The organism is Granulicatella sp. 572.rep1_STHE, from assembly GCF_001073445.1.
GTDB lineage: Bacteria > Bacillota > Bacilli > Lactobacillales > Aerococcaceae > Granulicatella > Granulicatella adiacens.
Genome location: NZ_JVBO01000033.1, coordinates 1 through 24352, shown reverse-complemented (window position 1 = coordinate 24352; position 24352 = coordinate 1). Strand labels below are relative to the sequence as shown.

Below are 24352 nucleotides of genomic sequence, written 5' to 3'. Positions count from 1 at the left end.
TGTCCTCACCCCTTCTAATATTCAAGTGTTTGAATATCTTGTGGATTTGGATTGAGTTCCATTTTCTTCACGCGTGCGTCATGCATATAAATCACGCGGTCGGCAATCGGCGCAAGCGCAGAGTTATGCGTTACGATAATCACCGTTGCCCCTTGATTACGCGACATATCTTGTAAAATTTGAAGCACTTGTTTTCCTGTATGGTAGTCGAGCGCTCCGGTTGGTTCATCGCACAGTAAGAGTTTCGGGTTCTTGGCAACTGCACGTGCGATGGAGACCCGTTGTTGTTCCCCACCCGATAATTGGGCCGGGAAATTATTGATACGGTGTCCAAGCCCCACTGCCTTCAAGGCTTCCTCTGCATCTTGAGCGTCTTTTACGATTTCAGCCGCCAACTCCACATTTTCCTTCGCCGTTAAGTTCGGTACCAGATTATAAAATTGGAAGACAAAACCAACATCGTCTCTTCTATAGTAAGTGAGTTGTTTTTCATCAAAAGTTGAAATGTCCACACCATCAATAAGGACTTGCCCTTCGTCGTTCGTGTCCATGCCACCTAAAATATTAAGAACCGTCGATTTTCCTGCACCGCTGGCCCCTAAAATAATGACCAACTCGCCTTTTTCAATTTCAAAATTCACATCATTATTTGCAATAATCTCTGTATCGCCGACATGATACCGTTTATAGCTATTCTTCATTTCGATATAAGCCATGTCTATCCCTCATTTCTATCAACGCAGTTAAATGAACACTGTGTTGATTATCCTTCATTCATACTTTATAATAGGCTTAGCGAAAAAACAATACACAATAATCAACAATGTGTTGATTTAAGAAAGAGTTTAAAAAATGACGATCCAAAAACGTAAAACCACAACGAAAAGTGATTTAAAAGCTGCGCTCACGAGACTCCTGAAACAAAAGGACTTCGAAGCGATTAGCGTGAGCGATATTGCAAAGGAAGCCGGAATCAACCGCGGAACCTTCTATCTTCATTATGTCGATAAATTTGATATGATCGATCAGCTGATTGACGAGATTTTACAAAACATTATTTTCTTATTGAATAAAGATCAGCCGAAAACGAAAGAAGAAGCATTTGCGCCCATCGTTAAAATCTTCGAGTATTTAAAAGAAGATTTCGACTTTATTCATGCCATCTCGCTCAACCGGTTTAACTATACTTCTCATCTAGTCCGAAATTTCTTACTGGAATTATCCAAACAAATCGGTCCGATTAAAGAGACCATCAAGACCGTCTATCCGCTACCGGAAGACTATGCCGCAGAAGTCTTTATTTATAGTAATAGCGCGATTTTCTTCCACTGGATTCAAAAAGGTGGCGTAGAAAGTCCCGAAGAAATCGCAAAAATCTTTTTTAGAATGTCAGTATAAAGGAGCAAACTCATGCAAAAAAATATTATGAAAGACCCCCTCTTCCTCAGCCAAAAATCCAGTGTTGCCGATCCGAAAGCCGATGCTCAGGTAGTCCGCGACTTACAAGATACGCTTCGCGCTAACCGCGACCGTTGTGTGGGGATGGCAGCGAATATGATTGGTGTGAAGAAGAACATTATTATTGTAGCGATTGGACCGATGGATTTGGTGATGCTGAATCCGCGTATTACGAAGAAGCAAGGCCCCTATGAAACAGAAGAAGGATGTCTAAGTCATACTGGAACGAAGAAAACGACGCGCTATCAAACGATTGAAGTAGCCTACACGGATCCAAGCGGCAAGAAGCATACGGGAACGTTCACCGACTTCACAGCGCAAGTCATCCAACATGAGATCGATCACTTAGAAGGTATACTCATATAAATACGATTACTCCAATCCTTGCGGATTGTTTCATCATAGCTGTAATGGGGCAACGGCTTGAGCCTTGTTCTCAAGCTCTACCAAGCTTCAAAGGGCGGGTAAAGGTTGTTCCTTAACCCGCCCTAATTCACATTGGTTGCTATCCCCCATTACTGCTACGATGAGTCCGCAAGATTTCCGTAATCGTATCTTACTGCGCTTCTAAATGGACGAAGAAGGAGACTTGTTCCGAGAAGGCGGGACGTCCTCCTTGCGACGCGAGGTGTGTCATCTTCTTCGTTTCATATAGTAAGAAAAAGAAAAAAAGAGAAAAGGCTTGACCCTTACGTAACGTTATAGCTTATACTTCAAATTGTTAGGAGTTGAAAATATGTATTTAATCAAACAAGTGAGCGAAATCAGCGGTGTATCGGTGCGCACTTTACATCACTATGACGAAATCGGCTTACTATCCCCTAAAAAACATGAGAATGGATACCGCTACTATAGTGAAGAGGAATTGTCCCTCCTTCAAACCATCCTATACTATAAGTATTTAGGATTTTCACTAAAAGACATCAAAAATCTCATGAAACAAGAAGAGGAAGATCTCTTGCCTCACTTGAAACATCAGTTGATTTTAATGCAAAAAGAAAAAGAACGTCTTCTAACATTAATCGACACATTAGAAAAGACCATTGAGTCAAAAGAAAGGAAAATGACAATGACAACAGAAGAAAAATTCAAAGGGTTCACCTTTAAAGATAACGAAAAATATAAACAGGCCGCGACTGAAAAGTACGGTGAAACAGTGTTGAACGAGACTGCAGAAAAACAAAAAGGCAAGGAAGAAATCATAGCGGACGGCTTCAACAAGATCTGGTTCGCTTTTGCGGATAATATTGAAAAAGGTCTACCAGCAACAGACGCTGTGAACGTGGACTTAGCCAAACAACTCCACCAACACATGTGCGCCTACGCGTTCGACTGCTCCATCGATGTCTTCTCAAGCATCGGATTTGGCTACGCTCAAAACGAAGAGTTCAGAACGACCCTCGATAAATACGGCAAAGGTGTTGGACAATACGCTTGCGACGCAATCCAAGCCTATGTCGCACAGGAGAGAAAATAAGAAATGTAAAACGGAGTTAGACAAATGTCTAACTCCATTTTTGTTTACTATAAAATTCTTAGCTTACCTTACATACACTAATCTATTCGGTGTTGATAGTTCCGCATCAAACGCAAATCGGTCTTCTCTAAAAGCCTCCAACTGCTTCACGTCGGTCACTTGTTCGCGCATGGCAAACCCCACTAGCAACCCGCGTCCTTTTTTCGACGTTGTGGAGTGTTGTTTCAACGTTCCGTCCCTGCGTTCGTAAAATTCCACGTCTATCCAGTTGTAACGCGTGCGGTCGAGTAACGTGCTGAACTCATCACTAGCACAGTTCACTACCGTTTCCCCTTCTGCAAATAATTCAGCCCACTCCGCTTTCCAGTATGCCTTCAAGCTCTGCCCTTCAACGCGCAATGGTCGTAACATATCTAAGCGATACGGCTTTATATAAGCATCAGGCGCCACAGCCCCATACAAGGCAGACAAAATACGTACATGCTCACTTCCATAGCCTAATCCCTTATTCCATCCCTCGACTAGCTTCAACCAGCGAAACGCCAGTCCGTTATAGAGTTCAATGGCAGGAGCAGACCTAGCCACCTTCCAACCTTCGATAAAGGCTTTATTTTCTTCAAGCAACTTCCCTTTGACTCCAAGAACGCGGGCAAGGTCTTCTTCAAGCACTGCGCTCACAGCCTCCACTACTTTTCTAGCAGCCGGACTCACTTCCCAGTCGCGCTCCTCTAATGCGTCACCATTCATTTCCTTTGCAGGCGATAATATGAGTTTCATCTTAATCCTCCCTTCGTTCATGTCCTCCTTAGTGTACCTTACTCCCCCAGTTTTGACAAAATACAAGACGCAATTTATACTGATTACTATCAAGCTTAAAGGAGAATTGTATGCCTCAACCTTTGACACTTCTGATTAATTCCATCGCCTCATTTTACTTATTACCGTTTTTTGCCGTTGGAATTTATGCTATTTGGGCCAAAAAATATTCACTCGCAAACTTCTTACTCTTTTTTGGAGGTGCGAACGCCCTCCATTCGATTCGTCTTATTTACCAGCGTTCCTTCATGGGCTATCTTATCTGGATCGTTGGCTGGGCGCTGATTCTTTACGCGTCTTACTGGAATAATCAGCACGCCCCTCCCTATAAAACAGAAAATGCGATGATGGACTTTCTGGTTCGTATTGTGAATGGAAATCCGTTCCCTGATAAAATCGAAGACCCAAACAAAGCTCGTGCCATCATTGCACTCGTACTCACAATTTTAATGATTATCGCCTAACAAGGAGGACTTCATATGGACTTTGTATTCATCTTATTTTCTATTCTTAGTTTCTTTATCGTTACATTTGCTTTCTTACATCTACTCGCAGGTAGCGTCGCTCTTCTAAAAGGAGACAAAACAACAGGAAACATCCTCATTTTTGTAGGAGGCCTTATCGCACTTCCTGCAATCCCATTACTAGCAATGGTCCGCGGACTTTCATTCGTTACATGGATTGTTGGGGCAACGCTTTGCTGCGTGGGAGCCTATATAAACGGAAAACAAAATGGCAACTTCCAAAAATCACATCACGTTATCCGCATCACCATTGCAGTAATTCTCACGATTGGACTGGCGCTTGTTTAATGATTTTTTAAACGACGTTATACCAAAAAATAAGGTTTATCTAAAATCAGATAAACCTTATTTTAATTTATTAAAAACCTAAACGTTCTTCATCCCAATTGCCGTACTCATCATAACCATCTTCATACGGATCCATAGCATCACGACCAACTTCCTCTAACCATTCACCACACTTCTCACAATAATAAGCATCATTTTCTGGTTCTGAAATACTCCAGTCAATTTTTGATTCAGAAACTAGTCTTCCACATTCGCAACATTCGTATCTTTTACCCATATATATTCTCCTTTTATTATTAGTTTTTTTATAAATCTAGCTCGTTTTCTTCTATAAAGGCTAACTTTTCTTCTGGAGTTCCACCTCTAACATACTGCAAACCAGTTGCTGCCACTTTAACCAAATGAACAATTGGTGATTTTCTGAACTCTGGATAATTATGATGATTCTCTAAATCAATATCTGATAATTCAACTAATCCTTCTAAGTCGTCCCCTCCATCATCCTCAGATATTAAATCAGTGGATGTTTCACTACCTGATTCCAACAAAAAGGCAGTTACAATAACTCCTGTTATAACAAATCCTGCTAGCAGCTCCCATTTACGTTTCTGGAACCATCTGCCAATTTTTTGCACCCTGCCCTCTTTTTTTGGATATGCTACATAAATCCTATTAGAATCTTCTTCCTTCTGCAAAACATATAATTCAATTATATGTTTGTTGTTAATAAATTTTTCAGCATCAATTTTTCTAATTTTCTGTAAATTTTCAAGTGTTATTTCTTCTAAGACAAAAGAGTAGAACACATCAGTATCTATCATTTCACTTAATATTTCATTGTAAACTTCATTTAAATTGGTTATTTCATCAAGAAGATAAACTTTTCTATCAGAATTAGTTTCTTCCTTCCATCCGATTACTCCGCTTTTTAAAATACTAGAATTTGACAAAATGTCAGTTAATTTATGTACTAACTGGACGTCTGTCAAATCAGTTTGTGAGTAATTCAATTGATTTTCTGATGATACTAAAAATTTTTTTCGCATAGAATCCTCCTTTTAACTAAAAAAAATATTTATTTCACGAAAAGTAAACCCTTACATCATTTGTTTTAAAAATCCTTAATGCTTTGTTCAATATTTCGCTTTTAGTTAAAAAACTATTTAATTTACCACACCATTAAAATAGTCCCTGTTGCAATGAGCGCACAACCGATGAGTGATTTCACCGTAAACATATCCTGTAAAAAAATAAACGCTAAAATCAAGGTGAAGACAATGCTCAGTTTATCCACCGCAGCTACTTCAGTAGCCTTTCCTAGTTGGAGCGCTCGGTAATAGCACAACCATGACGCCCCTGTCGCAATCCCGGATAAAATGAGAAACACCCAACTTTTCTTACTAATTTGTGCCAGTCCTGACTGATTGTTCGTGATAAACACCATCAACCACGACATCACAACGACCACAACCGTCCGCACTGCCGTTGCCAAATTCGAATTCACTCCATCAATCCCTATTTTGGCAAAGATCGACGTCAACGCCGCAAACACAGCCGATAACAACGCAAATACAATCCACATTTGAAAGACCCCTTTATTTACATCTTTCTACTATTATACCTAATTTAGAGTAAGAATGATTTATAAAGCAATTTAAAATCTGAAAATAGATTCGTTAAGTTTCACTTTTTCTTTAGAATATATTTTTCTTTAAAAAGTTAGTGCTATAATTAGAATTTAGGAGGGATACTATGAGAGCACATACTGTTATTTTAGGAGCGGGAGCCACTATTGCCGCAATTCCAAAAGGTGATAAAAACGGCAAAAAATCTTCTGTAATGAATGGATTAATAAAAAAATTAAATTTAGAAGAGCTTCTTGCCAACATTGAGTTGCAAACCAAAAGTGATAACTTAGAGGATATTTATTCAGAACTATATGAAAGAGAAGACTGCACAAAAATTGTTAAAGAACTCGAAGATAGACTGTACAGTTATTTTTCATCTTTAGAATTACCTGACGAAATAAACCTTTACGATTTTTTAATACTAAGTTTAACTAAAAAGGATTGTATAGCCACATTTAATTGGGATCCTTTATTAATTCAAGCCTACGTTCGTTGCTCACAGATTACTCGTAATTTACCATTAATTCTTTGTTTGCATGGAAACGTTGCAGTTGGATATTGTAATGAACATATTGAATTTGGAACATTAGACTGTACCTGTCCAAAATGTTTTAAAAGATTAGCGCCTACTAAATTATTATACCCAGTAAAACATAAAAATTACTCTTCTGATAAATACATTAATTTTTGTTGGGAAGCATTACATTACTATATTGATCAATCATATATGCTCACAATCTTTGGATATAGCGCTCCTAAAACTGATGCAGAAGCGATTAAGCTAATGAAAAAAGCCTGGGGAAACATTGACAAAAGACCGCTTGAAGAGGTTTCAGTAATTGATATTATAGATGAAGAATCTATGCTAAATACGTGGAAAGACTTCATTCATACTCATCATTATAGATACTCAAATTCATTTTTCGATTCCTATTTAGCAAAATTTCCAAGAAGAACTTGCGAGACAATCTTCGCTACATTTTGTTTAAATCTATTTTCGGATGGTAGCAACGGATTTAAAGAAAATTTCGATTGGGAACAAACAAAAGATTTTTTATCAGATCTTCTAATCGAAGAAAGGAATAATGACGGAACTTCAAATCTCAGCTCACGATACTTAGTAAAATCCTTATAAAAAACTCGGATAGTCCGGTGGTCGACGAAGCAAATTTTAATCATTGAAAACCGAAACCTCTCGTTTTTTGTAAATTTACATTGAATAGATTGATAAGTTCTAAACGAATTTATTTCTTTGGATTCTGCGTTAAACCGATTTGGTGGATAACGAAAAGAATCAGTTGATTGAAAGAATAGTGGGACTACGCATTAAAACGAATAAGGCGGAGTTAGGAATTCATTCCTTACTCCGTCTTTGAGGCTTTAAAGGTGAGAGACCTAGGCTCGAACCGGTGCCCCACTATAACTCTTTCAATCATCAAACTGATTCTGAACTCGTTTATCCACCCAAGCACAAAACCCCTAAAATCCAAAGAAATAAAGCAACGCTTTATCCCCTATAATTCATCAATCTATTCAATGTAAACTAAGCACACACAAAATTTTTGCACACAAAAAGCCGAGAGGCTTCTCGGCTTTTCAGAATGATTATTTGTTTGCTAATAAGTCGCGGATTTCTTTTAAATAATCTTCCGCAGTTGGTGCAGCTGGTGCAGCTTCTTCAGCAGGTTTGTTACCTTTTGCTAATTCAGCAGCTTTATTCATCCCTTTAACGATTAAGAATAATACCGCTCCAACGATTACAAAGTTGATGATTGCAGCGATGAACGCTCCAATACCGATTTGAGCAGAACCTAATTTAAATGAAACTGCTGCGATATCGCCAGTGTTAGCCACCATTGCGATGATTGGTGAGATAATGTCTTTTACTAATGAATCAACGATTGCTTTAAAAGCACCACCGATAATAACGGCTACAGCTAATTCAACGATATTCCCACGCATTAAAAACTCTTTAAACTCTTTTAACATTCGTTTTTCCTCCTTTTATAAAAAGTTACATAATTACTTTTAATAGAATACTAAATTTTGATTCAAAAAACAAATAAAATTATGTTATGTTTCTATGTTTTTCTTATATAATTTTTTGGAGGATAATTTTCAACGGCAAAATCAACAGTCTCTTTTGCGGATAACCGCGCTAATAATTCGCCAATCCAAACGCCACTCGTCAAACCGGAAGAACCCAGTCCACTCGCCACAAAAGCATTAGAAGTTTCCGGAACTTTCCCAAAAAACGGTAGAAAATCAGAAGTATACGCGCGAGTTCCTACACGGACCCCGCTTCGTTTCGCGTCTCTCAACGCTGGCAAACTCGCACAGGCTTCTGCATACATTCCGTCTAACAACGCTTCATCTGGGGTTAAATCGAACCCTTGCGTATTCTCATGCGTTGCCCCGACTAAAATCTTGCCATCTGGAAACGGTAGGATATCAATCTCCCCATGAAGCATACACACCGGCCATTTCGACGTATCTTCACTCGTTTCCAGTTCCAATTCAATCAATTGCCCTTTTTGCGGACGAACATCCACATAGTAGTCGAGGTCTTCTAATAATTCCTTGACCCAAGCGCCACTGGAGAGAATCACCGCATCAAAAGAAAGGTCCTCTTCACCGTCTACCACTCGAATCTCTTCGCCTTCTTTGGATAAAGTAACTTTTTGATGCTTCACTGTCGCTCCGTTTTTGGCTGCTTGTTCTAGAAGGAGCGCTACGAGCTTTTCTCCGTCCACACGACCGCCACCGCTACAATACAAAGCTCCATCTGGATTTGCCCATCCTGGGATCACCTTTGCGACGTCTTCTCTCGACAGCGCCTCTACTTCCCCAATCATCGGCGCATCCACTCGGCGTTCGACTGCCATTTCTTCGACCTTTTTCAGTTGTTTTTCAGTATGTTTGAAAATATACGCCCCGACCTGTTCATACGGCAAGTCCGCAACTCCATCCGCACGTAACTGTTCCATTAAAATGGGATAATACGCAGCCCCATGCGACACGAGTTGGTACCAGTCTTTATTGCGGCGTTGCGATAACCACGGACAAATAATCCCCGCTGCGGCCTTGGTGGCTTGGCCGACGCCCGCATCAAAAACGGTCACGGCGATTCCTTTTTTACTGAGTTGGTATGCCGCAGTTGCCCCTACAATCCCAGCTCCTACGATTGCTACTGATTTTGTCATCTTGTTCACTCCTAGCTGAACTGTCTCATTTCAAATTGCCCTTGTTTTTCAAACCACTCTGCCACTTGCAGGAGCAATGCCTCTTGCCCACGAGCTGCCATGAATTGCACGCCGATTGGTAAACCTTTATCACTCAAATATACCGGCAAGCTAATGGCAGGTGCACCTGTAATATTCGATAATTGCGTAAATGGCGTCAACGCCAAGGTGCGATCAAACATCCGCCAAATCACACTTTGTTGCTCAGGGACGCTGAGTTCTTCAATCTGGTTGAGCGCCTGACGGACCGATTCCTCCATCGGAAATTGCGTTTGAAGAGGCGCCACATCACTTACGGTCGGCGTTACAATCAGGTCAAACTCCTCATGCACCTTCTCCATCGCATGTGCATAAGTATCCCATTTGGCAAGAGCCACACTGTAATCTTTGGCAAGAATTTGCTGGCCGGATTGATAAATGCCCCATGTCATCAGTTCCATATCGTCCTTGGTGAGCGCTCGTCCAAGACTGGCTTCCAAGCCTTGCATCATCGCTGCGGTCTCCACACTATTCATTAAGTAGTAATTCTTCATCACTTCCACACCGTCGACAGGCCATCCGATGGGTTCCACTTCACAGCCGATTTCTTCAAGGAAATGAACCGCCTTACGAAGCGCGGCTTTAGCTTCTGGAGCGACCACGCTCTCAATCGGGGATTTTTCAATGACGCCCACTCGAAGCGGACGCTCTAAACGGACTTCCCACTCGCGAATCAGTGGCGCCAAAAACGGACTATCCTTCTGCTCGACTTGCAAAGCGCGCAACAATTCACGCGTATCGCGCACACTTTTTGTCATCGCAAAATTCACCGAAGCGCCTTGCCAGCCACGATAGCTACCAGGACCGACAGGAATTCGACCACGACTCGGCTTCAAGCCTAATAATCCTGAAAAACTTGCGGGAATACGAATCGAACCGCCGCCATCACTGGCTGCTGCAATCTGCACCATGCCACTTGCAACGGCTGCTGCTGCTCCTCCGCTAGACCCACCGGCATTGCGTTTCAGATCATAGGGATTATTCACAGGCCCCCAGAGCTTAGCTTCCGTCATATTTTTAAACCCAAACTCGGGAGTATTCGTCCGCCCCACGATAATAAACCCGGCCTCTTCCAGACGCTTCACAAAGTTGTCGGTGCGTTTCATTGGGATGTCCTTTAACAGTTTACTACCACAACTGGACGGTTCCCCCGCTTGATTTTGCCCGAGGTCTTTCAATAGAAGTGGCACTCCTCCAAACGGCAAGCCCTCAAACGAGCGCGTCTTCGCTTCTTCTAGCGCCCGCTCTGCTTGGATGTGAACAACCGCATTCAACTCGGGATTGAATGCCTGGATTTTTTCTAAACTTTCTTGTACTAATTCAACCGGAGAGACTTCCTGATTCCTTATAGCCTCTCGCATCTCAATGGCGTCTTTCCACATAGTTCCACGTCCTCTCTACAGCTTCATTGTACAAGGAAAAAGAAAGAGGGTAAAGGGTAAGACCGCTGCTTTGGTGCGATTTAACAAAGATTTTACTCCTTGAAGCTCGCCTCTTCCTCTGCTGTCTCCACTAAATAGAGCTCCTGAAGGTCGCTGATGGACAGCCACCTTGCTTCTGTCTGCGACTCCACATAGACGGCTTCGTCGCTCAATTCCACAGGCACACCGATTACCATTTCGTGCCCTTCCTTCTTCTTCACGCGAAAACACGCCAGTTGCCGGTGGACATAGAGTTGAGTCAGCAGCGTCCATTTTTCCTCTTTCGTGAGGCGACTCGTGTAATGCTCCATCCTCTTCTCCTTGGCGATTTCACTCGTATGCTCGGACAAGAAGAACCCTTGCCACTTCGCCATGCCACGGTCTTGGTATTCTCTGGTTGATTTATACGGCAAATACATACGCATATTCATGTCAATCCATCTAACCCTCCTGCCGAATGCCCTCCGACGAGCTGACTGCGCGCCTTCACGCGGGACGATTCCAATAGAGAGTTCGCCTTCAAGAGCGAGGTGAAGCCGAATTCGTCGCGAATCGTATCGACAGCCTTTTGCAATTTTTCTTCCTTTTCGACCTGCTCGTAATCGTCGAACAATGAAAACACCGTAATCGCCTCATCTACGAGCCCTTGATAGGAAATCCCTACTCGACGCACCGCACCACTCGTATATTTCTGGCGAAACAAGTCTAGTACCACTTCCGTCAGAGGCTTCGTTTGATTCGTGGGGTCGATTTTTCGTTGCGCCTGAATCGATTTTTTCTCCTCCGTTCTGGAGTACCCCACATGAATGGATACACAAGTCGTCTTCTTGCGGACCCTGCGAAGTCGAACGGCTACTTGCTCGACCATTTCTCTTAAAATCAACTCGATATCGCCCTTACGACGGTAATCTTTCGGCAAAATTTGCGAGTTCCCGATACCGTGTGATTTCACCTTGTAGGGATGATGGACATTGCTCTCATCGATGCCATTCGCGTGAAACCACAGCTCCACGCCCATAATCCCCAGATGCTTCTTCAATAGATCGGCATCCGCATGCGCCAATTCCTTAATCGTGTAAATCTTCAGCTGGTTCAGCCGCTTTTCCATGCGACTGCCAATCCCCCAGAAATCCGTCATCTTCTCAATGCCCCAGACCTTCGTTTCCACGTCCTCGTACGACCAGTTGGCGCGCATATTTTTCGCGTTCTTAGCCTCATTATCCAGCGCGAGTTTAGCAAGGAGCGGATTCGCATTAGACATCCCTACCGTCGAATAGAGACCCGTTTCCTTCCAAATCGCCCGCTGAATTTGCGCGGACAAGAGGTCTAATTTTTCCTTTCTGGACAGTGCCTTATCCGGGAAGAAATAATTCAAGGAAGTCGTCAAATCGACAAATCCTTCATCAATGGAATACGGATAAATCTCACTCGTCGTGGCAAAATTTTGCAAAATACGCTGAATCTGCATATTGATTCGGATATACTCGGACATCCTTGGCGGAACAATAACGGTCGCTCTTGCCCAGGCCTCGATGAAACGCACGAAGGAAGCATCCGTGGGGAGCCCTTGACGCTCGGCCGTATAATAGGAAAAGCGACGCGTATGAATATCAAACGGCAAATCGTAGGTTCGACCGACATTTTTGCGCCCGAAGACTTTCTTGAAGACGGGAGAAGACGCCAGAATGAGCCCCTTGCAATTATCCGCGCGACTCATCACACACAGCGACGCCTTGAGCGGATGGAGACCCCTAGAGATGCACTCGACGCTGGCATAGAACGACTTCATATCGATAAACGCAATGTCGCTTCTTGGTTCCAAACTGTAGTCAATCAGACTCATCGAACACGCCTCCCTTCTTGCGATGCTTCGGTTTTAAAACGACTAATTTTTCACGTAACCTCTAGAAACCTCTCTATAGCCACGTTTCTAAGGGACTTGTTGTTGAATTTTTTCTCTTTTAGTGCCAAATCTGTTTGAACTACCTTAGTTATAACACGAACATATGTTCTCTTTCAAGCGAAATTCCTTCTCGATTTTCAAAAAATGAAGTCCCCCAAAAAGAAAATTTTTACAAGGAACGTTCTTGAATTTCCCCAAGCGTGCGAGTATAATTTCCCTTATGAAAAAGACCGCTATTAACTTAACAGACGGACCGATTTTGCGGTCCATTATTACGTTTGCAATTCCAATTGTTATTTCAAATATATTCCAGCAACTTTATAACACTGCCGATATTATGATTGTAGGGAGGTTCCTTGGGCAGGATGCGCTGGCGGCTGTCGGGGCGACCGCAGCCATCTTTGAACTGATTGTCGGATTCGCACTCGGCGTCGGCAACGGGATGGGCGTTATCATCGCCCGCTACTACGGCGCCAATAACCATCGTCTCTTGAAACGCGCCGTCTCGGCCACCATCGTCATCGGGGCCGTTCTCAGTCTCCTCGTAGCTCTTGGAGGAACGTTTGGAATGTATCCACTGCTCGAGTTTCTTGGAACACCCGCTAGTATTATCGACCAGTCCTATGCGTATATCTCAATCATCGTGCTCGGGATTGCGGTGACGTTTGCGTATAATTTATGCGCCGGGCTTCTCCGCGCTGTAGGAGATAGTCAGGCCGCCCTTTACTTCTTGATTTTTTCAGCGGTGGCGAATATCTTCCTCGACATTTTGCTGATTACAACGTTCAACATGGGCGTTGAAGCTGCGGCCATTGCGACGATTATTGCTCAGGGCATATCGGCCGTTCTCTGCTTTATCTATATCAAAAAACGCGCCAACTTCCTTATTCCGGCCAAAAGTGATTTTGTCCGCGACGATGAACTGTATTTAGACCTCATCAGCCAAGGATTAGCCATGGGACTCATGTCATCCATCGTCTCTCTAGGATCTGTAATGCTCCAGTCCTCCATCAACGCGCTTGGACCGGTCATCATCAGTGCGCAAACTTCTGCCAGACGGATTTTCGCGTTCTCAACCTTGCCATTTGCGGCGATTGCAGCGGCAATGACGACCTTCACTTCGCAAAACTTCGGGGCCAACAAAGTGCACCGGATTGCCAAAGGGATTCGTCAAGGAAGCCTTCTAGCGTTTGGATGGGCGATTCTGGTCTGCATCATTTTATTCTTTGCAAGTCCATTCCTAAACGAACTCGTCTCTGGATCGAGCGACCCGCTTCTACTGGATAATGCCGCGCTGTATAACCGCATCGGCTCGCTCTTTTATGTGCCGTTAGCGCTTCTGTTGATTTTGCGAAATAGTCTGCAAGGGCTTGGGCAAAAGGTAACGCCGCTTGTGTCGAGTTTTATCGAGCTGGCTGGGAAGGTGCTTTTTGTAGTGTTTGTGATTCCGCAGGCGGGCTATCTTGGGGTGATTTTTGCCGAGCCGATTATTTGGTGCCTGATGGCCATCTATCTTTCCTACGCCTTCTTGCGTCATCCGCTCATTAAAGAAGTAAGGCATGAGATATTTTAGAAAAGAGACAAAATAAAACCCTCGGTTTCTTCATAGTGTTGATGGTAAGGATATCGGACTGAGCTAAAATCTCAGTCCTACCAAGCTTCAAACTGAGTCTACGAAATCAAATTTCTAGACTCAGTAATTCACATTGGTTATTCCTCCTTACCATTTACACTATAGAACCGAGGGATTTTTGTCTCTTTTCAGCATTTCTATAGTTTGAGGGGTGATGCAAGAAACTTCAGTGACCTTTCTTTGTTGAACCTCACAATATTAGGTGCAACAATCGGAAAGAGCCGAAGTCTCTTTGCCTATCGAACTTCAAAGGGCGTCATGTTGATAAAATCAACTGACGCCCTAATTCATTTCGATTACACTCGTTATTTCCATTACTATAGAATCCGCGAGGTCCCAGAAGCCCTTATTTTGTTTATACTTCTTTAATTGGATGGCGGAAAAAGGCTAGATAGTTTCAAGCGCTTCTGTATTGAAATGCAGTAGACACTTCCCTACTTTTCCCAGCAATAGTATAATGAACTTGAGAATACAGAAAGCGGAGATGATAAGATGAATCCTTATATAAAATTAAATCAAGATCGATGGAATAATGTACAAAATACCTATACTGAACCATTGACACATGAAGAATTAGAAGAAGCTAGAAAAGTGCCAATTTCAGTTGCATTAACGGTTGGGAAAAAAGTTCCGGAAGAATGGTTTGAAAAAGCCAACGGGAAAAAGATATTAGGCTTAGCTTGTGGTGGCGGACAGCAGGGTCCCGTTTTTGCCGCAAAAGGGTATGATGTCACCATAATGGATTTTTCCACATCACAATTACAAAGAGATGAAATGGTGGCTAAAAGAGAAGGCTTAACAATCAATACGGTTCAAGGCGATCTGACAAAACCATTTCCATTTGAAGATGAAACTTTTGATATTGTTTTCAACCCGGTTTCAAATGTATATATAGAAGATTTAGAAAATATGTATAAAGAAGCCGCTCGCGTATTGAAAAAGGGTGGCTTGTTAATGGTCGGGTTTATGAATCCTTGGATATACATGTATGACGCTGACGTTGTATGGGACCAACCCGATGAGGAATTACTGTTAAAGTTCTCCATCCCGTTTAATTCCAAAGAGCTTGAAGCGGAAGGCAAAATCACCATCAATCCAGAATACGGATATGAATTTAGCCACACCTTAGAAAGTCAGATTAGAGGACAACTGAAAAATGGTCTCGCGATGATTGATTTTTATGAATCGTGTGACAAAAGAAATCGATTATCCCATTATGGAAATGACTATATCGCTACACTCTGCGTTAAACTGTAATGTGATAGAACAAATAAGAAAAGAGACGAAATTAATCCCTCGGTATCTTCATAGTGTTGATGGTAAGGACACCGGGCCAAGTCTTCGTCTTGGCTCCTACCAAGCTTCAAACTGACTCTACGGGTTTTCCCCTAGAGTCAGTATTTCACATTGGTTGTTCTTCCTTACCATTCACACTATAGAACCGAGGGATTTTTGTCTCTTTTCAGCATTTCTATAGTTTGCGAAGTGCCGCAAGAATCTTCAGTGACCTTTCTTTGTTGAACCTCACAATATTAGGTACAACAATCGGCAAGAGCCTAGGTCTCTTTGCCTATCGAACTTTAAAGGGGCAACCGTTCAACGTGATGTGCTACTGGAAGATTTTTAGGTGTTGTTGGGTTTCTTTTGGGAAATCCAACACGCCTCTTTTTTTACGAAGAATTTGGCGTATAATGAAGGTGACTAAATAGAAAGCGGTGATGAGATGGGACAAATTACAGAACAATTAAGACAGACTTTTGTGGCGGTATATGGCACGGAGCCGGAGGCGAGCTTTTTTGCGCCGGGACGTGTGAACTTGATTGGGGAACATACCGACTATAATGGCGGGCATGTCTTCCCTTGCGCGATTACGTTGGGGACTTATGCGTGGGTGAAGCCACGTACGGACAAGAAGCTCCGTCTCTATTCGGACAATTTTCCGAAGGATGGTATACGCGAGCTCGATATGACCGACCTGGCTTACAGGGGCAGTGACTCGTGGGCGAACTATGTCAAAGGCGTCTTCGTGTACTTGGCGGACCTCGGCTTCGATTTTCCGCACGGTATGGACATCGCATTTTACGGAAACATCCCGAACGGCTCGGGTCTCTCATCGTCAGCCTCCTTCGAGCTGCTCGTGGGCGTCATCGCTCGCAAAGTATATACTCTAGGCATCGACACACTTTGGCTTGTGAAGGTTGGGAAACGGGTGGAAAATGACTTCATTGGTGTCAATTCCGGCATCATGGACCAGTTCGCTGTAGGGATGAGCAAGAAGGACCACGCCATCTTTCTCGACTGTGCAACGCTGGAGTATGAACTCGTTCCAGTGAAACTCGGCGACTATCGTATCGTCATTATGAACACGAATAAACGTCGCGAACTGGCCGATTCAAAATACAACGAACGCTTTGCAGAAACGCGCATCGCCTTGAAGGAACTACAAGAACATGTGGCTATAGAGAGTCTGGGGGACCTCACCATCGATCAGTTCGACGAGTTGAAGCATCACCTATCCAGCGAACTTTTTGTGAAACGTGCTCGCCATGCCGTAAGTGAAAACGAACGGACGGTGCTTGCAACACATGTCTTAAAAGAAGGCGACCTCGCTCACTTCGGACGTCTGATGAACGAGAGCCATCTCTCGACTAAAATCGACTACGAAGTGACCGGCAAGGAACTCGACACACTCGTACATACCGCTTGGGAACAAGCCGGCGTCCTTGGCGCTCGTATGACAGGCGCAGGCTTTGGCGGTTGTGCCATCGCGCTGGTACATAAAGACCATATCAAAGCATTTAAGGCCAAAGTTGCCAAAGTCTACACCGATAAGATTGGCTACGCTCCAAGCTTTTACATCGCGGAGATTGCGGACGGCGCGCATTAGTACAAACAAAAAAAGAGCATTGGATGGCTAAATCCAATGCTCTTTCTGGCTTTAGTGATTTGAGATATTCACTATCTACACCTTCACTATAGCTTACTTCTTTTTATAATCAAGGAAGTTAATTAGAAAAGAGACAAAATCCCCTCGGTACCTTCATAGTGTTGATGGTAAGGACACCGGACCAAGCCTACGTCTTGGCTCCTACCAAGCTTCAAACTGACTCTACGGGTTTTACCCTAGAGTCAGTAATTCACTTTGGTTGTTCTTCCCTACCATTCACACTATAGAACCGAGGGAATTTTGTCTCTTTTCAGCATTTCTATACTTTAAAGGTAGTATCCTCTACCTCAAACAACGGCATAGTAGCTAATTACAAAACAGCCAGTGCTTTTTATGAAAGAAGGAAAATGCGAGTCTCGATGATTGCGTAGTTCAACCTTACAAACATAGTCACGAAATAAGGCTTCCGGGACCTTTTGGATTCTATAGTAATGGAAATAACGGGTGTAACCGAAATGAATTAGGGCGTCAGTTGATTTGATCAACTTGACGCCCTTTGAAGTTCGGTAGGCAAAGAAACCTAGGCTCTTGCCGGTACAGTTATTTCCATTACTATGAAGATATCCAAAAGGTAAAAAGGAAGCCTTCGGTTATCTTGTCTTTTTTTGTACTATTTTTGAACTGACACCACTTCGAGGTCGCCATTTTCGTTCTGAAGAACTTTAAACACAATCTCCATGCCTTCTTTCGGTCCGTCTGGATGCTTCGAATCCATCAAGAGCGTGCCAAAGCACTGGTTGCCTTCCACTCGCGAGATGCGCACCCATAAACGCTCAGGTTCCTTGCTCTTGTCTTCGTAGTAGATGGCTACGCCAAAGTCATCGGGATACGCACGGTGACGGAATCGGTCGAGGCCTTGGAAGGAGCGTGTTTCTTCTTTTTCCTTGCTCTTTGTGTCATAGACTTCCGCAATGACGCGTTTTGCACGGTCGACAATATACGGATCGACTTCAATCCATTTCATCGAACAGAACTCGCAGTCATCAAGGTTCGCCAGACGAATCAGATACATCGTCTCTTCGGGGATAAGGCGCATGTCTAGCGTCGACTCCCCTTCTTTAGCAATCCATAGCGGTTGGAACGACACGCCAGCCTCTTCGTCGATATATCCGTAGAGGACAAGCCCTGTGTCTCCAGCCTTGGCTACTTCTGGCATCACGTCTTCGATGAGCGATGCACAGCGAACGTAGACGAGTTCATGGTAGAAGCTACGGAAAGAGGCATCTTTTACTTTTTGCATCTGACTTGCGATTGGGATTTCATTTGGGAAGAGTTCGCCTTTGATGTCCAGACCTGGCGCAAAACCGCATCGGTCAAGCCACTCCGGACTTGTCACCTCTGGAATCGCTTCGGCGTGGGTCTTGGAGGCGAATCGCTCCCTGCTATCGGCCACGATGTCCACCGGCAGATCTAGCGTCACATGCTCCATCCATTTCCAACGATAATCGTCCGGCAAATGCAAGAGCAGAATCTGCGTCTTCCCTTCATGCTCGTAAATGTCCAGCACCTTAAAGTGGCTGTCGCGGTTGGCCACATGTAGCCCCCAGTTGGTGCCGTGCTCCGCCTTCGACAGGTCAAAGAGGTGGTTCGATAAAATGCTGAAACGGTGCGTCGTCACCATTCCTCCAACACGACACGTCGCATCGGTAAAGGCGGGGTTACGAACGACCTCTCCGACTCGGTAACACGCCTCTTCTTCCGGCGTGAGGTTGATATCTCTAGCAAACAGCTGCAACCCCGGCAGCATCTCATTCATTAAGGATTCGAGTTGTTGTTTTTCTGTCATGTTCCATTCTCCCTCTTACCACGTTGCGCCTGATAATGTTTCGCTATTGTACGGCTGGAGGTTCACGCTACTCGTGCGAATCGTTCCATCCGCGTTCTTCACCGTCTCTGGTGCTGTTTGCCCGATTAAAATCACTTTGCCATTGCCGACTTTGGCAAAGACAATCACCGTCGTTCCGGATTCGGACACATAGCACTCCACGATTTCATAAGGGACGTCGCCTTGTTTAAATGTGAGCTCTCCCCATGTAAACTTCGCATTCATTCCAGCAACCGTCGCATATTGGAAGAGTTGGTCTGGAACGGCTAAATCATAGAACAACCTCTGCGTCGCTGGGCTCGTGCGCTCATAGACTTCGCCCTTCTTACGTGCATATATGGCCATCACATCCGCAATCGATAGGTTACTTTGGGGCGCTTCCTTCTTCCAAGTAACATTGTTGAGGAATCCTGCCCGGAGATCCGCATTCTCCACTTCTTCAAATTTCGCATCCTTCAGCGTGTCTCGCGAGACAGAACGGGCCTGTAAGAAAATTGGTTCATCGCCCTTGTAGCCAAAGAGATACGCCTGCTGGTTGGTATTGTCGATATAGGCGTCCACGATGAGAATCTGATAGTCATTCGCCGTCACCTTCCCCATCATATTCCAAGAGGTGGCCTCACCGTTCACTTTCGCTGCTGTTAAATCCAGCGCTTCTTGAAGCGGTTCGTAGTGCTGGTCTCTTCTTTGGTTCCATTCCTGCATAAATTCAGCAAATCCCGTTGAATTGTGCTGAACGAGACGTTCCAAGTCCTTATAGTGCTTCTCGATCATGGCCTTGTCGCTTGCGTGCGCGGTGATGAGCTTCTGACTCTCCTCTTGTGCTGCTTGCAAGCCAGACTGGGCATCGGCATCCTTGGCCACTAGATTATACGCTAAATGCAACTGTTCAAAATACGTCTCCTGCACTTCTTGCACCGTCGTCTGCTGTGTGGTCGCCTCTTGAACGGTGGTTGGTGCCTCGGTGGTCGTCACCGCCTCCTCAGGCCTTTTGTTGCATGCCGCAAGCGCCAATACACAAAGCGCTGATGCGAATAATTGTCTACCCTTCATCCTCTTCTCCTCCAATCATGAAAGCCTTCTCTATTCATGATTATTATAGCATAGGTGGTCGGTAAAAAACTGTTAGATTCATCAACAACTTAGTCCTTTAGCGTTATACTTAATGTAATCATCAGCTAGGTCATTTTCCCGTATTAAATGAATTCCTACTTATAAAACAATGGATTGCCAACACGTTGGAACCCCCTTGTTTATTTATACCTGTGTGGTCTTTTATACTTGCGCTTACTTCTTCGATTTTCTAGTTCTTCTTGTATAAGTAGAGGAAGAATTACTTTAATTTGTTCTTCGAGATTTTTGCGAGTTATACGATTCCTTAAAGAGATTAATCCTACCCAAACAGGATACAAACATAAGCATAATAAAATTATAAATAATACATTTTCTAAATTTTGAAATCCATTAAAAATAAAACCTAGTACAATCGGACATAGAAAGCCTACGAATTTTTTTCCTTTCTCTATTAAGTAATCCATCTGAATCTCTGAATTTCCTCCAACGTCATATGGATATAAAAAATATAAATTAATCTTCTTAAGAAAATCATCACTAAGTGAGTTTAGTTCTCCTTTTATATCACCAATTTTATCAGCGACAATAACATTCCTATTTTCTCTCCATATTTTGAAATTAGACTTTCTCCCTTGGAAAGAATTATAAACTTCTTTCCTATAATATAGAAAGTTCCAAACTCTTATTAAATACTTATCTTTAGAATAAAAAATTACTTTACTTCTAAAATCATAAGGAATAAGAGATTTAAATAATAGATTAGATATAAACGCTGATAACCCGAAAAATAAAAACTCTAAACATATCAGCATCAGTATTCTAATTTCTGCTAGAAAAGAATTATTATAAAATACCCTTTGAAAATCATAACAGTAAAATAAATAATTCCCCACTAAATGAAGAGAAGCAGCTAATAAAATCAAATAATATCGATACTTTTTAAATCGTTTATAAACATTAATATAAAATCTATCTACATAATCAATAGGATTCTCTCTATTAAATTCTTCTATATTCTTAATTATTAAAAAGAGTATTAATGGAATAATCGATCCGACAAAAATATAATCTTTCAAATAAAATATAGACAGTAAATTAATTACTATAAGTACATAACAAAATACCATACTCATTCTATCGTACTTATCAAAACGTGCCTTTAATTTATCAGTAGTCTTAATCATTCATTCTCTCCAAATCATAAAGGTTATTTATTCACAGCTATTATAATATAGGTGGAAGGGAAAATATTGTTAGTGTAGAAGTAAAGAAGAAATTAAACTGTTTTAACCTGCTTAATTTCTTTGAAAAGATTTATTTTGAAAAGCTGATTTAAACTACTTTTTCACTTTCCCAGCCAAAGTCTTCTGCAAAAATGGTTTTATAGAACCGATAATTATGGCATCAACTTTCCTCTTTTGTTTTTCTGTCATACTTCTCTTATTAAACATATCAAGCATAAAATAATAGTCAGATTCCGGATTATTATTATATTGGCTAGGTTTAAACGCACCCATTTCAAATAAATACGCAAATAGTCTTCGGCTAAAGTATTCTGGAGACAACTCTAGAAATCTTCTTTGCTCTACAGCATGTAATAATTGGAACAATTGCATCTGCACTTCAACTTCATGTTTTAAGTCACTGCGTCCAAACTTTTTAATACACGAGCTTCCAATCGGATATAAAACTCTTCCATTCAATTTATTTTCAATTGTAAAAAGATATCTAAGGTGATCATGTCCACAAATACATAATGTTTCGAGAGTTTCATCCTCCTTAACATCATAAATTTCCCACTCTTCAACTGCTTCCTCCCAAATATCTGACACCGAATTATAAACTACTTCTTCGATTAGTGCATCATAAAACTTACTTTTACGTCCCATAATCTTCCTCCGAGTTATTTTTTATCTATATATTTGTATTCATCAAATAAAATTCCCAGAAACTTTAGGCTTACGATAGCTTTAACAACCAAATGTCACACGGAAGCGTTTGGTAACCATTCAAATCAACACAGCTCTAAAACAACGCAAAAGCCTACAAGGTTCTCGTCCAAGTTTTGTAACCATTCAAATCAACACAGCTCTAAAACGACTCTATTCCAAACAGTCTGAAGGATTTAGTTTTGTAACCATTCAAATCAACACAGCTCTAAAACACATCTTCTAACGTTAACCTCAATGATTCTGTTTTGTAACCATTCAAATCAACACAGCTCTAAAACATGTAAGTCCATTAGTGATTGAGGGGATTAGTTTTGTAACCATTCAAATCAACACAGCTCTAAAACATTCCAGTATCCAAATCTTGTTCAAACATGGTTTTGTAACCATTCAAATCAACACAGCTCTAAAACGTATAACCTCTATCGCTCACTACCTTGTAAGTTTTGTAACCATTCAAATCAACACAGCTCTAAAACAACGATACTAAATAATCTATGATATAGTTAGTTTTGTAACCATTCAAATCAACACAGCTCTAAAACGAGTCGGTCAACTCTTTGATTTCAAGTTTCGTTTTGTAACCATTCAAATCAACACAGCTCTAAAACAATTGCTCAACTGGGATAGCAGCACCTTCTGTTTTGTAACCATTCAAATCAACACAGCTCTAAAACCGTTATATCGTCAAATAAAAGGATAAAAACGTTTTGTAACCATTCAAATCAACACAGCTCTAAAACCCATACATCATCTTTGCCCTCAGCTTTTTCGTTTTGTAACCATTCAAATCAACACAGCTCTAAAACACAAGTGCATAAATGCGATTATTCCAACGAGTTTTGTAACCATTCAAATCAACACAGCTCTAAAACAAAGCCTTCATCATCCTTGAACCAAGTATTGTTTTGTAACCATTCAAATCAACACAGCTCTAAAACCATTGAAGAATCCGCTTGGGATGTTTCGAAGTTTTGTAACCATTCAAATCAACACAGCTCTAAAACTAACTCAAAAATTACAAAATTAAAGCTTCAGTTTTGTAACCATTCAAATCAACACAGCTCTAAAACGCGCAGCTTCCTGGACTGGTTCTGCAGCTTGTTTTGTAACCATTCAAATCAACACAGCTCTAAAACGCATCATTTTCAAAGAACCCCAACTCCGCCGTTTTGTAACCATTCAAATCAACACAGCTCTAAAACGCTTGCTCACCAGAGCTTGCAGCTTCTGGGGTTTTGTAACCATTCAAATCAACACAGCTCTAAAACGGTCATTAGGTAAGGTATAAAATACTTCATGTTTTGTAACCATTCAAATCAACACAGCTCTAAAACCCGATGATTCCGTTCACGACAGTTTTGAAGTTTTGTAACCATTCAAATCAACACAGCTCTAAAACATTGCCCATCTACACGTTCATACATGATGGGTTTTGTAACCATTCAAATCAACACAGCTCTAAAACATGTTTGTATCAATGATGAATTGTTTCTTGGTTTTGTAACCATTCAAATCAACACAGCTCTAAAACAACCATACCTGCGTATGAACGAGTACGATAGTTTTGTAACCATTCAAATCAACACAGCTCTAAAACGTGGCTACTTATTTAGTAATTATATTCTCGGTTTTGTAACCATTCAAATCAACACAGCTCTAAAACAATGGACGGGTACGTAGAAAGGATACTAGAGTTTTGTAACCATTCAAATCAACACAGCTCTAAAACATTGCTAACTGATACGCTTTATCTTTCAACGTTTTGTAACCATTCAAATCAACACAGCTCTAAAACCAATGGTTTTAGCTTCTTCTTCGTCTGTTTGTTTTGTAACCATTCAAATCAACACAGCTCTAAAACGTTGTTTTCAACAGCATTTTCGATTTCTTCGTTTTGTAACCATTCAAATCAACACAGCTCTAAAACCAAGGAGTGAATAAAATGAATAAATTCCAAGTTTTGTAACCATTCAAATCAACACAGCTCTAAAACCACTGCATCCGCCAAGATTAGTAGTGTGGTGTTTTGTAACCATTCAAATCAACACAGCTCTAAAACTCCATCCTTGCCTTTAACAAAAGCATTCGAGTTTTGTAACCATTCAAATCAACACAGCTCTAAAAC

Annotated in this window: 23 protein-coding genes and 1 CRISPR repeat array; of the genes, 9 read left to right on the top strand and 14 right to left on the bottom strand. The window is 41.9% G+C overall.

The genetic code is table 11. The annotated features are described in order from the left end of the window. Window positions 1–14: 14 nt before the first annotated feature. Entirely contained in the window at window positions 15–716 is a 702-nt protein-coding gene (locus tag ADH99_RS07760) for an ABC transporter ATP-binding protein (RefSeq protein WP_049554884.1), read from the bottom strand. A gap of 136 nt (window positions 717–852) precedes the next feature. Between ADH99_RS07760 and ADH99_RS07755 the strand changes: the two genes are divergently transcribed. The 3 genes from ADH99_RS07755 to ADH99_RS07745 all read left to right on the top strand — a co-directional run bounded on the left by ADH99_RS07755 (window position 853) and on the right by ADH99_RS07745 (window position 2935). After that, complete coding sequence (locus tag ADH99_RS07755) at window positions 853–1398, top strand: TetR/AcrR family transcriptional regulator (protein WP_049554885.1); 546 nt, start codon at window positions 853–855, stop codon at window positions 1396–1398. A gap of 12 nt (window positions 1399–1410) precedes the next feature. Continuing rightward, window positions 1411–1824 carry a peptide deformylase gene (locus ADH99_RS07750; RefSeq protein WP_005606220.1) on the top strand — a complete coding sequence of 138 codons (414 nt, stop codon included), beginning with the start codon at window positions 1411–1413 and terminating at the stop codon, window positions 1822–1824. 370 nt (window positions 1825–2194) lie between these two features. After that, window positions 2195–2935 carry a MerR family transcriptional regulator gene (locus ADH99_RS07745; RefSeq protein ID WP_049554886.1) on the top strand — a complete coding sequence of 247 codons (741 nt, stop codon included), beginning with the start codon at window positions 2195–2197 and terminating at the stop codon, window positions 2933–2935. A gap of 63 nt (window positions 2936–2998) precedes the next feature. Here ADH99_RS07745 and ADH99_RS07740 read toward each other — a convergent pair whose 3' ends face one another. After that, window positions 2999–3712: a YaaA family protein gene (locus ADH99_RS07740; protein WP_049554887.1), complete on the bottom strand. Its 714-nt coding sequence runs from the start codon at window positions 3710–3712 to the stop codon at window positions 2999–3001. Window positions 3713–3822: 110 nt separating this feature from the next. Between ADH99_RS07740 and ADH99_RS07735 the strand changes: the two genes are divergently transcribed. Both ADH99_RS07735 and ADH99_RS07730 read left to right on the top strand, forming a co-directional pair. Next, window positions 3823–4215: a hypothetical protein gene (locus ADH99_RS07735; RefSeq protein WP_049554888.1), complete on the top strand. Its 393-nt coding sequence runs from the start codon at window positions 3823–3825 to the stop codon at window positions 4213–4215. A gap of 15 nt (window positions 4216–4230) precedes the next feature. Beyond that, entirely contained in the window at window positions 4231–4563 is a 333-nt protein-coding gene (locus ADH99_RS07730) for a hypothetical protein (protein ID WP_049554889.1), read from the top strand. A gap of 70 nt (window positions 4564–4633) precedes the next feature. Here ADH99_RS07730 and ADH99_RS07725 read toward each other — a convergent pair whose 3' ends face one another. From ADH99_RS07725 to ADH99_RS07715, 3 genes are all read right to left on the bottom strand, one after another. Then, window positions 4634–4840 (bottom strand): hypothetical protein, encoded by a 207-nt coding sequence (locus ADH99_RS07725; protein WP_049554890.1) that lies wholly within the window; start codon window positions 4838–4840, stop codon window positions 4634–4636. Window positions 4841–4868: 28 nt separating this feature from the next. After that, complete coding sequence (locus ADH99_RS07720; protein ID WP_049554891.1) at window positions 4869–5609, bottom strand: hypothetical protein; 741 nt, start codon at window positions 5607–5609, stop codon at window positions 4869–4871. Between the two features lie 122 nt (window positions 5610–5731). Continuing rightward, entirely contained in the window at window positions 5732–6145 is a 414-nt protein-coding gene (locus ADH99_RS07715; RefSeq protein ID WP_049554892.1) for an EamA family transporter, read from the bottom strand. A 170-nt stretch (window positions 6146–6315) separates the two neighbouring features. Here ADH99_RS07715 and ADH99_RS07710 point away from each other — a divergent pair, with 170 nt between their 5' ends. Further along, the gene (locus ADH99_RS07710) at window positions 6316–7326 is read left to right on the top strand and encodes a hypothetical protein (protein ID WP_049554893.1); all 1011 of its coding nucleotides are present in this window, start codon (window positions 6316–6318) and stop codon (window positions 7324–7326) included. A gap of 470 nt (window positions 7327–7796) precedes the next feature. On the opposite strand, the gene mscL is transcribed toward ADH99_RS07710, so the two are convergent. The 5 genes from mscL to ADH99_RS07685 form a co-directional block, all read right to left on the bottom strand. Continuing rightward, entirely contained in the window at window positions 7797–8180 is a 384-nt protein-coding gene (mscL, locus tag ADH99_RS07705) for a large conductance mechanosensitive channel protein MscL (RefSeq protein WP_049554894.1), read from the bottom strand. A gap of 92 nt (window positions 8181–8272) precedes the next feature. Continuing rightward, window positions 8273–9394: an NAD(P)/FAD-dependent oxidoreductase gene (locus tag ADH99_RS07700; RefSeq protein ID WP_049554895.1), complete on the bottom strand. Its 1122-nt coding sequence runs from the start codon at window positions 9392–9394 to the stop codon at window positions 8273–8275. Window positions 9395–9405: 11 nt separating this feature from the next. Continuing rightward, window positions 9406–10854, bottom strand: a complete 1449-nt coding sequence (locus tag ADH99_RS07695; protein WP_049554896.1) for an amidase — start codon at window positions 10852–10854, stop codon at window positions 9406–9408. Window positions 10855–10946: 92 nt separating this feature from the next. Beyond that, the gene (locus ADH99_RS07690) at window positions 10947–11324 is read right to left on the bottom strand and encodes a hypothetical protein (RefSeq protein WP_049554897.1); all 378 of its coding nucleotides are present in this window, start codon (window positions 11322–11324) and stop codon (window positions 10947–10949) included. Then, window positions 11321–12736 (bottom strand): Y-family DNA polymerase, encoded by a 1416-nt coding sequence (locus tag ADH99_RS07685; protein WP_049554898.1) that lies wholly within the window; start codon window positions 12734–12736, stop codon window positions 11321–11323. The genes ADH99_RS07690 and ADH99_RS07685 overlap by 4 nt, the downstream gene beginning before the upstream one ends. A 280-nt stretch (window positions 12737–13016) precedes the next feature. Between ADH99_RS07685 and ADH99_RS07680 the strand changes: the two genes are divergently transcribed. The 3 genes from ADH99_RS07680 (at window position 13017) to ADH99_RS07670 (ending at window position 17316) form a co-directional block, all read left to right on the top strand. Beyond that, window positions 13017–14369, top strand: coding sequence for an MATE family efflux transporter (locus ADH99_RS07680; protein ID WP_049554914.1), 1353 nt, complete (start codon window positions 13017–13019; stop codon window positions 14367–14369). Window positions 14370–14921: 552 nt separating this feature from the next. Then, window positions 14922–15686 (top strand): class I SAM-dependent methyltransferase, encoded by a 765-nt coding sequence (locus ADH99_RS07675; RefSeq protein WP_049554899.1) that lies wholly within the window; start codon window positions 14922–14924, stop codon window positions 15684–15686. A 466-nt stretch (window positions 15687–16152) separates the two neighbouring features. Then, a complete protein-coding gene (locus ADH99_RS07670) occupies window positions 16153–17316 on the top strand; it encodes a galactokinase (protein WP_049554900.1) in 1164 nt (387 codons plus the stop codon). Between the two features lie 670 nt (window positions 17317–17986). Here the strand turns inward: ADH99_RS07670 and ADH99_RS07665 are convergent. The 4 genes from ADH99_RS07665 to ADH99_RS07650 all read right to left on the bottom strand — a co-directional run bounded on the left by ADH99_RS07665 (window position 17987) and on the right by ADH99_RS07650 (window position 22164). Further along, window positions 17987–19162: a hypothetical protein gene (locus ADH99_RS07665; RefSeq protein ID WP_049554901.1), complete on the bottom strand. Its 1176-nt coding sequence runs from the start codon at window positions 19160–19162 to the stop codon at window positions 17987–17989. Between the two features lie 15 nt (window positions 19163–19177). Beyond that, window positions 19178–20254, bottom strand: coding sequence for a hypothetical protein (locus tag ADH99_RS07660; protein ID WP_049554902.1), 1077 nt, complete (start codon window positions 20252–20254; stop codon window positions 19178–19180). A 200-nt stretch (window positions 20255–20454) separates the two neighbouring features. Then, on the bottom strand, window positions 20455–21459 hold the full coding sequence (locus ADH99_RS07655; RefSeq protein WP_049554903.1) for a hypothetical protein: 1005 nt from the start codon (window positions 21457–21459) through the stop codon (window positions 20455–20457). 153 nt (window positions 21460–21612) lie between these two features. Beyond that, window positions 21613–22164, bottom strand: coding sequence for a hypothetical protein (locus tag ADH99_RS07650; protein ID WP_049554904.1), 552 nt, complete (start codon window positions 22162–22164; stop codon window positions 21613–21615). 107 nt (window positions 22165–22271) lie between these two features. Next, window positions 22272–24352: direct repeats of the CRISPR family, unit length 36 nt; unit sequence GTTTTGTAACCATTCAAATCAACACAGCTCTAAAAC.